Source organism: Nocardiopsis endophytica (assembly GCF_027706725.1).
GTDB lineage: Bacteria > Actinomycetota > Actinomycetes > Streptosporangiales > Streptosporangiaceae > Nocardiopsis_A > Nocardiopsis_A endophytica.
In genome coordinates this window covers 1-11,768 of record NZ_JAQFWQ010000168.1, presented here as the reverse complement: position 1 = coordinate 11,768, position 11,768 = coordinate 1, and the positions used below count along the sequence as shown (strand labels likewise).

General features: G+C 73.1%; 12 protein-coding genes. 9 read left to right on the top strand and 3 right to left on the bottom strand.

Going from position 1 to position 11,768, the window contains the following annotated elements:
* Positions 1–589: 589 nt before the first annotated feature.
* Positions 590–1,642: a bifunctional adenosylcobinamide kinase/adenosylcobinamide-phosphate guanylyltransferase gene (locus tag O4J56_RS30875; protein ID WP_270690689.1), complete on the bottom strand. Its 1,053-nt coding sequence runs from the start codon at positions 1,640–1,642 to the stop codon at positions 590–592.
* 79 nt (positions 1,643–1,721) lie between these two features.
* Between O4J56_RS30875 and O4J56_RS30870 the strand changes: the two genes are divergently transcribed.
* The gene (locus O4J56_RS30870; RefSeq protein ID WP_270690688.1) at positions 1,722–1,925 is read left to right on the top strand and encodes a hypothetical protein; all 204 of its coding nucleotides are present in this window, start codon (positions 1,722–1,724) and stop codon (positions 1,923–1,925) included.
* Positions 1,926–2,173: 248 nt separating this feature from the next.
* On the opposite strand, the gene O4J56_RS30865 is transcribed toward O4J56_RS30870, so the two are convergent.
* Entirely contained in the window at positions 2,174–3,178 is a 1,005-nt protein-coding gene (locus tag O4J56_RS30865; protein WP_270690687.1) for an aldo/keto reductase family protein, read from the bottom strand.
* Positions 3,179–3,257: 79 nt separating this feature from the next.
* Entirely contained in the window at positions 3,258–3,851 is a 594-nt protein-coding gene (locus O4J56_RS30860; protein WP_270690686.1) for a DUF3043 domain-containing protein, read from the bottom strand.
* A 176-nt stretch (positions 3,852–4,027) separates the two neighbouring features.
* On the opposite strand from O4J56_RS30860, the gene O4J56_RS30855 reads away from it, so the two are divergent.
* The 8 genes from O4J56_RS30855 to rpsD all read left to right on the top strand — a co-directional run bounded on the left by O4J56_RS30855 (position 4,028) and on the right by rpsD (position 11,755).
* Entirely contained in the window at positions 4,028–4,807 is a 780-nt protein-coding gene (locus O4J56_RS30855; RefSeq protein WP_270690684.1) for a PspA/IM30 family protein, read from the top strand.
* Positions 4,804–5,088, top strand: a complete 285-nt coding sequence (gene pspAA, locus O4J56_RS30850) for a PspA-associated protein PspAA (protein WP_270690683.1) — start codon at positions 4,804–4,806, stop codon at positions 5,086–5,088. The genes O4J56_RS30855 and pspAA overlap by 4 nt, the downstream gene beginning before the upstream one ends.
* Positions 5,089–5,336: 248 nt before the next feature.
* Entirely contained in the window at positions 5,337–6,257 is a 921-nt protein-coding gene (htpX, locus tag O4J56_RS30845; RefSeq protein WP_270690681.1) for a zinc metalloprotease HtpX, read from the top strand.
* A gap of 146 nt (positions 6,258–6,403) precedes the next feature.
* Positions 6,404–6,976, top strand: coding sequence for a PspA-associated protein PspAB (gene pspAB, locus O4J56_RS30840; RefSeq protein ID WP_270690680.1), 573 nt, complete (start codon positions 6,404–6,406; stop codon positions 6,974–6,976).
* A gap of 138 nt (positions 6,977–7,114) precedes the next feature.
* Complete coding sequence (locus O4J56_RS30835; RefSeq protein WP_270690678.1) at positions 7,115–8,239, top strand: glycerate kinase family protein; 1,125 nt, start codon at positions 7,115–7,117, stop codon at positions 8,237–8,239.
* 525 nt (positions 8,240–8,764) lie between these two features.
* On the top strand, positions 8,765–9,118 hold the full coding sequence (locus O4J56_RS30830) for a HesB/IscA family protein (protein WP_270690677.1): 354 nt from the start codon (positions 8,765–8,767) through the stop codon (positions 9,116–9,118).
* A 681-nt stretch (positions 9,119–9,799) separates the two neighbouring features.
* Positions 9,800–10,771: a carbohydrate kinase family protein gene (locus O4J56_RS30825; protein WP_270690675.1), complete on the top strand. Its 972-nt coding sequence runs from the start codon at positions 9,800–9,802 to the stop codon at positions 10,769–10,771.
* 372 nt (positions 10,772–11,143) lie between these two features.
* Positions 11,144–11,755 (top strand): 30S ribosomal protein S4, encoded by a 612-nt coding sequence (gene rpsD / locus O4J56_RS30820; RefSeq protein WP_270690674.1) that lies wholly within the window; start codon positions 11,144–11,146, stop codon positions 11,753–11,755.
* The last annotated feature ends 13 nt before the right edge of the window (positions 11,756–11,768 follow it).

Here is an 11,768-nt window from a genome sequence, read left to right as displayed (position 1 = left end):
TCTCGGGGGAGTCGGGCTTATCGCGTCCGGTTTGACCCCGGGTTCCCCGAGATCAACGCGGAGGGGGCCGCCCGGGCGGCGCATACCGGGCATAACGGGCGGCGGGAGAGGGGCTCGGGCATCCTGCGTCGTGGAATCGACGCTTTTGGGCTGATCAGGCGTCGGTTTCACGACGCAGGATGGCCGTGGTGCCCAGAAGGCGGGTTCTGGTCGAGCCGCTACCGCCCCGGTGTCCGGTTCGCCGGGTTCCGACGGCGCCGGCGCCGCCCGCGCCCTTGAGCGGGGTACCTGCTCAGTCGTCCGCCCACTGGACCCGCGAGCGGCCTGCCGGACGGCAAGCAGGGCCCGGGAATCGCCCCGCTCTCGCCGTCGCCGCCAGCCACGGCGACCACCCGCACGCGCCGCGCCCGACAGCGCTGCGGTGCGGGCCGCCGACCTCTCCTCGTCGCTGCCCTGCGCCCCACACCCCGACGGCCTTCCGCCCGGCCGGGGTCCTGAAGCGGGGCACCGGCTCAGCCGCCCGCTCTCACGCCGAGAACGCAAAACTTGAGGTGTCGGGTTCAACCCCGAGTTCCCCGAGATCATCGAGCTACGGCAACTCGATGATCCTTCCGGACACCGCCAGCAGGACCTCGTCCGATTCGTGGGCCAGGCGCTGGTTCAACCGGCCCAGCATGTCGCGGAACAGGCCACCGCTCCGCGTCGCCGGGACCACGCCCGAGCCGACCTCGTTGGTCACCGCCACCGAGTGGCCGGGGAAGCGGCGCCACGCGTCGAGGAGTTCTCCGATGCGGCGGTCGAGGCGCTCCTGTGCATCCGGAGGCGGGGTGTCGGACCACATGCCACACTCCTCCATCGCCCCGGCCAGCCACGTGCCCGCGCAGTCGAAGAGGACCGCCTCACCTGTCGCGGCAGCCTTGTCCAGTGCCGCCGCCGCGTCTCCGGTCTCCTCCGTCCTCCACCACGAAGGGCGGCGGGACCGGTGCGCGGCCACGCGTTCGGCCCACGCCGCGTCCCCCTCCGGGCGCGGGCCGGTGGCCACGTAGACCACGTGCGGTTCGGCGAGCATCCTCCGCTCGGCCTCGGCGGACTTGCCCGAGCGCGCTCCGCCGGTCACCAGGACCCGCCGGGCGGTCGGCCCGACGGGCTCCGGCAACGGGGCCACCTCGACGACCTGCCCGTCGGTCACCGGTTCGGCGCCCCACAGCGCCGCACGGCGCCGCAGCTCGGCGGGGGAGTGCACCCCGTGGCCCCCGCCGACCAGGAGGAAGCGCGTCCGGTCGTGGACGGCCCCGCGCCGCCGCAGGTCCCCTATGGCCTCGGGGGCGTCGGCGTGGACCACGACGACATCGGGGGGAAGCGAGGCACCGGGACCCTGCCGTCCCAGGCCGGACCGCTCGCCGTCGGCCAGGCCGGGGAAGGGGGCCGAAGAGGAGGGGTCAGGCTCGTCGCACTTCAGGAGCACCGGGCCGCCCCCATCGAACGCCAAGCCCTCAGGGCGCCGCGATGTCTGGATCGACCCCTCCACGTGGACGGCCAGCGGGCGCCGGGGCTCGGAGGCGGCGCGGCGGCAAGAGGCGCACCGGCACTCGGGCACCGGCCAGCCCTGGGGCGCGGCGGTCCCCATGAATCGAATGCGCATGCCCGCCAGTGAACACCAGGACGCGTAGGCTCGGCACCGCCGGGCCGCCCGGCCCGGCGCGGCTGAAGGAAGGAGCCCCATGGCCTGGAGCTGGCGCTACGAGAAGGAAGGCGGAGCGGTCCTGGAGGCCGAGGACCTGCCCGCCGAGACGTTCCCCTCGCGCGGGGACGCCGAGAGCTGGCTGGGCGAGGAGTGGCGCGACCTGCGTGAGGCGGGCGTGGAGCAGGTCAGCCTTCTGGAGGACGAGCGTGTGCAGTACACGATGAGCCTCGGCGAGGCCTGAGGCCCGGGGCGCCGCCCCGGTGGCCGTTCGTCCGCCGGGGCTCGGACGCCCGGGGGAGGGGCCTCGCAGGTCTTCGGCCCACTGGTCGATCGTCCGTGCCCGGGCCTGGAGACGGCGGCCGGCCCCGGGCCCCGGCACTCGGGGCGCCGGAGCCCGGAGGGCGGCCGCGCCCGATGGGACGGCCATGACCGGTGCAGCCACCCGGGGGCGGGGCGGCGACCCGCAGGCGCCTCCCGGCCCCGGCCTGCCTACGGACGGCGTTCGGGGCTCAGGGTCAGGCCCGGGTCGCGCTGGATGCTGTCGCCCAGGACCTCGTCGATCTTCTCCATCACCTCAGGCGCCAGGATCACGCCCGACGCCCGCACGTTGTCGCGCACCTGCTCCGGGCGGCTCGCGCCGATGATGGCCGAGGAGACGTTCGGGTTCTGCAGCACCCACGCCACCGCCAGGGCCGCCATGCTCAGCCCCACCTCGTCCGCGATCGGGCGCAGCCGCTGCACCCGGCGGAGCAGCTCCTCGTCCTCCATGTACTTGGCCATCATCTGCGCGCCGCCGGACTCGTCGGTCGCGCGGGACCCCGCGGGCGGGGCCTCGCCGGGCGCGTACTTGCCGGTGAGCAGCCCCTGCGCGATCGGCGACCAGACGATCTGCCCGAGCCCTTCGCGCTCGCACACCGGCACCACCGCCGACTCGATGACCCGCCACAGCATGTTGTACTGCGGCTGGTTCGACACCAGCCGGTCGAACCCCATGTCGTCGGCGATCTTCAGCGCGCGCTCGATCTCGTCGGCGCGCCACTCCGAGACCCCCACGTACAGGACCTTGCCCTGGCGGACCAGGTCGTCGAAGGCCCGGATGGTCTCTTCCAGGGGCGTCTCGTAGTCGAACCGGTGCGCCTGGTACAGGTCCAGGTAGTCGGTGCCCAGGCGCTGCAGGGACGCCTCGCACCCGCGCACGATGTGCTTGCGCGACAGTCCCCGGTCGTTCTTGCCATCGCCCACGGGCCAGTAGACCTTGGAGAAGATCTCGATGCCGTCCCGGCGCTCGCCCTTGAGCGCCCGGCCCAGCACCTCCTCCGCGCGCCCGCGCGCGTACGCGTCCGCGGTGTCGAAGGTCGTGATGCCCTCGTCCAGGGCCGCGCGCACGCATGCGACGGCCGCGTCCTCCTCCACCTGCGATCCGTGGGTGATCCAGTTGCCGTAGGAGATCTCGCTGACGACGAGACCGCTGCTGCCGAGGTGACGGAATTCCATGGAGGCACGATATGCGCGCGGGGCCCACCCTGTGCAGAGTGGGCCCCGCGCGTCCGTTCCGAGGGGATGAGCCGGGCGGTCAGCCCTTGGCGGCCTTGCCGATCGGCTCGCCCGGCTTCACCCGCGGCTTGGGCAGGCGCAGGCGCCGGATCTGCAGCTGGCGCGTGGCCGCGTACAGCCCGATGCCGCGCAGGTTGTCGTCGTTGGGGAAGTGCTCGTCGGCGTACTTCTTGACCCGGCGCGCGATGAAGATGCCCTCGACCACGATGGTGACCATCATGACCGGCCAGGCGATGTAGGTGATCGCGGCCTGGATCTCCACCGGCGCCGCGATCAGCATCACGATGATGACGAGCGAGAAGTACAGGAAGTACTCGCTGAGGCTGCGCCGGGAGTCCACCGCGTCGCGCGCGTAGGCGCGCGCGGGCCCGAAGTCCTGGGGGCGGAAGTACCGCTCCTCGCCCTTGGGGGCGCCGGACTTCTGGGCCGTGCGCTGCTGCTCGCGGGCGCGGCGCTCGCGGTACTGCCGGTAGGCCTCCTTGCGCGTCTGCGGCGCGTTGAGGGGACGGCGGAGCTCGGCCTGGCTGTCCCGGCGCTTGGGCGTGGGCACACCCTTCTTCGGGGTGAGGCCCTTCTGCTGCGAGCCCTCGGCGGACTCGGCGGCACCGGTCACGGCGGGCTCTTTGGATTCGGAAGCGGAGCGACGTCGGAACACATCCATCAGGGTATCGGCTCCCCGTGGTGTGGATGGCGCTGCATGGCGAGGGCCGGTCAGAGCGCGTAGGGTTGGAGCACAGCGCCCGCCGGGAACAGCCGATCGTACGGACCGAGAAGGGGACGGCCACGCCGATGAGCGTGTTTCAGCGACTTTCCATGATCTTCAAGTCCAAGGCGAACAAAGCCCTGGACTCCGTCGAGGACCCTCGGGAAACACTCGACTACTCCTACCAGAAGCAGTTGGAACTGTTGCAGAAGGTCCGGCGCGGGGTGGCCGACGTCGCCACCTCCCGCAAGCGCGTCGAGCTGCAGATCCAGCAGCTCGAACAGCAGTCGGGCAAGCTGGAGAACCAGAGCCGGGCCGCGCTCCAGCAGGGGCGCGAGGACCTCGCCCGCGAGGCCCTGACCCGCCGCTCCGGCCTGCAGTCCCAGATCGACGGGCTCAAGCAGCAGCACGAGCAGCTCCAGGGTGAGGAGCAGAAGCTCACCCTGGCCGCGCAGCGCCTGCAGGCCAAGGTCGACTCCTTCCGCACCCGCAAGGAGACGATCAAGGCCACCTACACCGCCGCGCAGGCCCAGACGCAGATCAGCGAGGCCTTCTCCGGCATCTCCGAGGAGATGGGCGACGTGGGCATGGCGGTCCAGCGCGCCGAGGACAAGACCGCCGAGATGCAGGCCCGCGCCGGCGCCGTGGACGAGCTGCTGGAGTCCGGCGCCCTGGACGACGTCTCGGGCAGCTCCAAGGACGACATCCAGGCCGAGCTGGACCGCATGGCCAGCTCCAGCGGTGTCGAGCTGGAGCTGGAGAAGATGAAGCAGGAGCTCGGCCAGGGCAGCGGCGGCGCGGCCCCGCAGCTGGAGAGCGGCTCCGACTCCCAGTCCCAGCCGAACCGGCAGGGGGAGGGCGCATGATCGTCCGCATCATGGGGGAGGGCCAGCTCGACCTCTCCGAGGCCGACATGGACCTGCTGAACTCGGTGGACACCACCCTCGAGGCGGCCATCGAGTCCGGCGACGAGGCGGGGTTCCGCGAGGCCCTGTCCAGCCTGCTGGACCGGGTCCGCCAGGACGGCAAGCCGCTGCCGATGGACTCGCTGCAGCCCTCGGACTTCGTCCTTCCCCCCTCGGACGCCTCCATGGAGGAGGTCCGGGCGATGCTCGGCGACGAAGGGCTCATCCCGGACGTCTCCTGACCCTTCGCCCGTCTTCCGGTGAGCGCGCGCCCTGTCCGGACAGGGCACCCGGGGCCGCCGCGGTACGCCGCGGCGGCCCCCGCGTATTCCGTCGGGCCTCCGTGCCGGGGGCCCGCCGCCCCCTTCGCCCGGTCCCACCGGACCGCCACCGCCGGGACCCGCGTGTCTCACCTGGCTCTCACCCTTTTCCGCGGCCGTCCCGCCTAGACTGGGCGGCGAGGGGCAAACCAGACGAAGGCAGGCACGCTGTGGCAGGCTCGAAGTTCACGCCCGACCGGGGGCTCACCGCCCGCATGGTGCTGACCATGGGGCTGCTGGGCGTTGTGTACGTCGCGTTCATCATCGCGCTGATCCTCGTGGGCCTGCCCTGGCCGCTGGTGGTCGTGCTGGTCGTCGGATTCGCCGTGGTCCAGTACTTCACCTCCGACAAGATCGCCCTGTACGCGATGGGCGCGCACGAGGTCACCCCCGAGCAGGCGCCGCAGCTGCACGCGGTGGTCGACCGGCTCTGCGCGATGGCCGACATGCCCAAGCCCCGCGTGGCCGTGGCCGACACCGACGTGCCCAACGCCTTCGCCACCGGCCACAACGAGAAGAAGGCCGTGGTCTGCGCGACCACCGGCATCCTGCGCCGCCTGGAGCCCGAGGAGCTGGAGGCGGTGCTCGCCCACGAGCTGTCGCACGTGGCCCACCGCGACGTCATGGTGATGACCATCGCCGGGTTCCTGGGGATCGTGGCCGGGTTCCTCACCCAGATGGGGCTGCGCTTCGCCGCGTTCGGCGGCGGGGGCAACCGCAACAGCAACGGCCCCTCCCCGGCGATGATCGCGCTGGCCGTGGTGGTGGTGAGCGCGATCGTGTGGGCGCTGAGCTTCCTGCTCACCCGGGCCCTGTCCCGCTACCGCGAGCTGGCCGCCGACCGCGCCGCCGCCTACCTCACCGGCCGCCCGTCGGCCCTGGGCAGCGCCCTGACCAAGATCACCGGCGACATGGCCCGCATTCCCAGCCGCGACCTGCGCCAGGCCGAGCCGTTCAACGCCTTCTTCTTCACCCCGGCCTTCTCCAAGAGCGGGTTCAACATGGGCCAGCTGCTGGCCACGCACCCTCCGGTGGAGCGCCGCCTGGAGCAGCTCTCCTCGATCTCCCGCCAGCTGGGCACCGGCGCCTAGCCCGGACGGGCGCGGGCGGCGGCGGGGACGACGGACAGCGGGGACGGCGGGGACGGCGAAGGGACGGACGCGCGCATGGGAGCGACGGACGGCGAGGGCCGCAGGGGTAGTCTCCGGACGACCGCCGCACGCACTGAGGAGCCGCGTTGAGTTTCTTCCGAGCCCTGCTCGGGCGATCCAAGCCCGCCCGTCCCGACCTGGACGCCCTGTTCGCACTGCCCTCGGCGGCCGTGACCCTGGAGGCCGCGGCGGGCTTCACCCCGACCGGCACCGGGTCGGTCGCCTTCCGCGCCGCCGAAGGCAAGGCCTTCGCCGACCTGGAGCGCGAGGTCACCGCGCTGCTCGACGCCGACGGCGGCCCGCCGGTGGAGACCACCGCCGACGACTACGGCTACACCTGGCTGGTGCTGCGCTCCTCGACCGAGAGCGGCATCTCCGACCTGGTGACCGACGTGCACGCGGTCAACTCCAGCCTGGAGCACGCGGGCTTCGGCCCCTCCCTGCTGTGCTCGCTCACGGCGTTCGGCGACGCCAAGGGCCGCTCGGTGGCGCTGGTGTACCTGTACAAGCGGGGCACCTTCTACCCGTTCGCCCCGCTGGGCGGCCAGCGCCGGGACAACGCCCTGGAGCTGCAGGTGGCCGCGGCCATCGGCGGGGACCTGCCGATGGAGCAGGACAAGAGCCGCTGGTTCCCGGTCTACGGCGCCCCCGGACTCTGACCGGCCGCCGCGGCGCGGACGCGGCGGCGCGGGAGGGGAAGCCACGGTTTCCGTTTCCCGGAAACGAGTTATCGCGAAGCGGATAAAATCTGCCCGTTCCTCTGGCCCGGGCACGGGGGCCGGGGGCAGACTGGTCGGGTGCGAATCGTGATTGCCCCAGACAAGTTCGCCGGCACCCTGACCGCCGTCGAGGCCGCCGAGGCCGTCGCCACCGGCTGGCGCGACGTGCACCCCGGTGCCGACACCCGGACCGTGCCCCTCTCCGACGGCGGCCCCGGCTTCGTGGAGGTGCTGCACGCCGCGATCGGCGGGCGGCTCCTCGGCTGCGAGGTCACCGGCCCACTCGGCGCCCCCGTCCGCGCCGACGTGCTGCTCGACGGCGACACCGCCTACGTGGAGAGCGCCCTGGCCTGCGGCCTGCACCTGGTTCCCGCCGCCGAGCGCGACCCCGCCCGCACCACCACCCGCGGCGTCGGCGAGCTCATCGCCCGCGCGGTGGAGGCCGGGGCGCGCACCGTCGTGGTGGGCATGGGCGGCAGCTCCACCAACGACGGCGGCGCCGGGATGCTCGCCGCGCTCGGCGCCGGGCCCACCGACCGGCTCGCCGCCGGGGGCGGGGCCCTGGCCGGGCTGGAGTCCGCCGACACCGCGCCCGCCCTGCGCGCCGTCGACGGCGTGCGGCTGATCGCCGCCACCGACGTCGACAACCCCCTGCTCGGCGAGCACGGCGCCAGTGCCGTGTTCGGCCCGCAGAAGGGGGCCGACCCCGGGGCGGTGCGCGCCCTGGACGCCGCGCTGACCGACTTCGCCGACGCCACCGACCCGGACGGCACCCTGCGCGCCACCCCGGGCGCCGGCGCCGCCGGGGGACTGGGGTACGGCCTGGTGCTCCTCGGCGGGACGGTGGAGTCCGGCGTCTCCCGGGTGCTCGAAGCCGTCGGCCTGGACGCCCTGGCCGCCGACGCCGACCTGGTCGTCACCGGCGAGGGGTCGTTCGACTTCCAGTCGCTGCGCGGCAAGCTGCCGCACGGCGTGGCCCGCACCGCCGCCCGGCACGGCGTCCCGTGCGTGGTCACGGCGGGGGCGGTCTCCGCCGACCCGGACGAGGCCGCCAAGGCGGGGGTCACGGCCGCCTACTCGCTGGTGGAGTCCGCCGGGTCCACCGAGGCCGCGATGTCCCGCTCCGCCGAGGAACTGCGCGCCTTGGCCGCCGCCATCGCCCGCGCCTGGCCCCACGTCGACAAGGCGGGGAAGAGGGCCTGAGGCCCGGCGCCGGAGAGTCCTCCCGTGTCGATCTCGGGGAAGCCGGGCTTAAGAGCCCGCGCGGATAGGCGGGCACACTCGGCGTTGATCTCGGGAGAAACGACGCTACCGGGCCGCTTTTAGGGGCGCATTTCCCGAGATCAACGACGCAGGGGCGGCATTCGGCGGCGGAGTCGTCGAGGCTGGGCATCCTGCGGTCCGCCCGCCTATCCGCGCCGGCTCTAAGACGGCCCGCTTAAGCCCGACTTCCCCGAGATCAACGGGGATGGACGGGTGGGCGCCGCGGCGGCGCCTCCGTGTGACGCACGCCCCCGGGCCGCGATGGCGGGGGCCGCGCGCAGGGCCTAACCTGGAGGTGGTGCACCGAGGCGCCCCGGGCGGGGCGGAATGCACTGTCGGACCTCGGTGTTGGGACCGCTGAGGACCACTGGGACCCGTGCGCGGCCGTGCGGGGATCCGGACGGCCACCGGCGCCGCCCGGCGACCGGGGGGCCGACGTACACGCCTTCTTGGAGGAGCTTGCAGATGACGGTTCAGAGCGACGAGGCCACGGCGCAGGGGATCATCCTCACCGACGAGGCGTCGGGCAAGGTCAAGGCGCTCCTTGACCAGGAGGGCCGGGACGACCTCCGGCTGCGCGTGGCCGTCCAGCCCGGCGGCTGCTCGGGCCTGCGCTACCAGCTGTTCTTCGACGAGCGCGAGCTCGACGGCGACGTGACGGCCGAGTTCGGCGGCGTCGAGGTGGTCACCGACCGGATGAGCGCCCCCTACCTCATGGGCGCCACCATCGACTTCGTCGACACCATCGAGAAGCAGGGCTTCACCATCGACAACCCCAACGCCACCGGCTCCTGCGCCTGCGGCGACTCCTTCAACTAAGGGGTCCGGCCCCGCGGGGCCGACGCGCGCGGCAGGCCCCGCGGCGCCGCCGCCGAAGGTCTGGGGCCCGTCCCGGCACACGCCGGGGCGGGCCCGTCGTCGTCTCCAGGAAGGGGGGACGCGCACCGCCTTCGGGTGTGGCCGCCCCCGGTCCCCGGAGAGGTGGACGGTGTCCCACCGTGAGGCACGACTTTCGCCGGTCGCGACCGACGAAGGCCACGCCATTCCAGCGGACACCCTCCTCTGTTCCGGGCATACCGGGCACGTGTCGACGGTTCGAGCATCCAGCGTGCTGAAATGGCCGTCCCAGGGCCGATCGGGTGGTGGAACCACCACCCTCGCCGTCCTCGCGGCGCGCGGGGGCCGGACTCGACCGGTGCCCCTGTGCCGTCGCCACCCCTCGCCTGGCACACCGGCGGACGGTGTCCCGCCGAGGGCGGCACGTGCACGACCCGCCGTGTGCGCGACCGACCAGTCGGTCCACCGTGGTGGCCGGTGTCGTGACCGCCGAGCTCACCCGGCGGGTGCCGTCCCCCTTCCGGCCCCCGCCGCCGGGGCTTTCCTTGTATGCGCTCGGACGTGCACGGACACCGGGTGCCTGCAGGGTCCTTCCCTGTGGCGGGGAACCCGTGGGTAGGCTTGTGCCTCGTTCAGATCTCCCCGACCCAAGGAGCACTCCGAGTGCGCATCGCGGTTACCGGATCGATCGCCACCGACCACCTGATGACCTTCGACGGGCGATTCGCCGAACAGCTGATCGCTGACCAGCTGGAGCAGGTCTCCCTGTCGTTCCTGGTGGAGGAGCTCGATGTGCGGCGCGGCGGGGTCGCCGCCAACATCAGCTACGGCATGGGCCGCCTCGGCCTCAAGCCGCTGCTGGTCGGCTCCGTCGGCGCCGACTTCGCGGAGTACCGCGCCTGGCTCGAGCAGCACGGCGTGGACACCTCCGGCGTCCGCACCTCCGACCGCAGGCACACCGCCCGGTTCGTGTGCACCACCGATCGCGAGCAGAACCAGATCGCCTCGTTCTACGCCGGCGCCATGTCCGAGGCGCGCGAGATCGACCTCGCCGCGCTCGCCGCCGAGCACGGCGTCGAGCTGGCGCTCATCGGCGCCAACGACCCGCAGGCCATGCTCCGGCACAGCGAGGACTGCCGCCGCACCGGCCTGCCCTTCGCCGCCGACCCCTCCCAGCAGCTCGCGCTGATGGAGGGCGGCGACATCCGCAAGCTCATCGAGGGCGCGGCCTACCTGTTCACCAACGAGTACGAGAAGGGCCTGGCCGAGCAGAAGACCGGCTGGAGCGACGAGGAGATCCTCGACCGCGTCGGCATCCGGGTCACCACCCTGGGCGCCAAGGGCGTGCGGATCGACCGCAAGGGCGAGCCGCCGGTCAGCGTCGACGTCGCCGAGGTCTCCGAGAAGGTCGACCCGACCGGCGTGGGCGACGCCTTCCGCGCCGGGTTCCTCGCCGCCACCTCCTGGGGCCTGTCCCTGGAGCGCGCCGCCCAGGTGGGCAACTCCATCGCGGTGCACAGCCTGGAGGTCAACGGCCCGACCGAGTACGAGCTGACCAAGGCCGGACTGCTCGCGCGGATCACCGCCAGCTATGGCGCGGAGGTCGCCGGCGAGGTCGAGCCGCACCTGGCCTAGCCACCGGATACGCGCCGGACCCGGGCGGGGACCGGCCGCGGGCCCAGCGACGGCGGGGTGGGACGCCGTGCGCTGGGGCTCGTGGCCCGGGCACCCCGCCCGACCGCGTAAAGTAGGACACCGACCCCGCCCGCCCGGCGCCGTCCGGGCGGGTGATCCGGCCGCCGCGCTGAGACGCGCGGCGGCGTTCGTGCGGACGGGACACCCTCCGCACGCGCCACCACCGGCACGCGGCCAGGGTCGGCCGCACCGGCGGGGAACGGCGCGCGGGCGGCCACGCCGCCGCGACCCGGGGGGCCTGTGGGCCCCCTCCCAGAACTAGGCGAGCCTTACCTGGGATTCCCTCCACTCACGAAGCGGAAAGAGGAAAGCATGCGCTACACCGGACCTAAGGTGCGGTTGTCCCGGCGCGCGGGTACCCCGCTGACCCGTAAGGCGGTCAGCTACTTCGAGAAGCGGCCCTACCCTCCGGGTGAGCACGGCCGCCGCGTCCGCCGCTCCACGAGCGACTACGCGGTCCGCCAGGCCGAGAAGCAGAAGCTGCGCTGGTACTACGACCTGTCCGAGAAGCAGCTCGCGCGGGTCTACGACAACGCCAAGAAGCGCCCGGGCCGTACCGGCGAGGAGATGATCTCCGAGCTGGAGCTGCGCCTGGTCACCCTGGTGCTGCGGGCCGGCTTCGCGCCGTCCATCTACGCGGCCCGCCAGTACGTCACCCACGGCCACATCACCGTGGACGGCAAGAAGGTCGACATCCCGTCCTTCCAGGTCAAGCCGGGCCAGGTGATCGGCGTCCGGGAGAAGTCCCGGAACATGGTGCCCTTCGTCGAGGCCGCCGAGGGCGTGCACGCCGACGACAAGATCGCCGGCTTCCTGGCGGTCAGCCACAAGGAGCTGCGCTGCGCGGTCGTCGACCGCCCCAAGCGCGACCAGGTCCCGGTGCCCTTCGACGAGCAGCTCGTCGTCGAGTACTACGCGCGCTGACCCCTTCGGGGAG

What these genes read in the sequence shown, in the direction of transcription:
- O4J56_RS30870 (WP_270690688.1), top strand. Translation starts at nt 1,722, where the DNA reads ATGGCCTGGAGCTGGCGCTACGAGAAGGAAGGCGGAGCGGTCCTGGAG.
- O4J56_RS30830 (WP_270690677.1), top strand. Translation starts at nt 8,765, where the DNA reads ATGACGGTTCAGAGCGACGAGGCCACGGCGCAGGGGATCATCCTCACC.
- O4J56_RS30865 (WP_270690687.1), bottom strand. Translation starts at nt 3,178, where the DNA reads ATGGAATTCCGTCACCTCGGCAGCAGCGGTCTCGTCGTCAGCGAGATC.
- rpsD (WP_270690674.1), top strand. Translation starts at nt 11,144, where the DNA reads ATGCGCTACACCGGACCTAAGGTGCGGTTGTCCCGGCGCGCGGGTACC.
- pspAA (WP_270690683.1), top strand. Translation starts at nt 4,804, where the DNA reads ATGATCGTCCGCATCATGGGGGAGGGCCAGCTCGACCTCTCCGAGGCC.
- O4J56_RS30855 (WP_270690684.1), top strand. Translation starts at nt 4,028, where the DNA reads ATGAGCGTGTTTCAGCGACTTTCCATGATCTTCAAGTCCAAGGCGAAC.
- O4J56_RS30875 (WP_270690689.1), bottom strand. Translation starts at nt 1,642, where the DNA reads ATGCGCATTCGATTCATGGGGACCGCCGCGCCCCAGGGCTGGCCGGTG.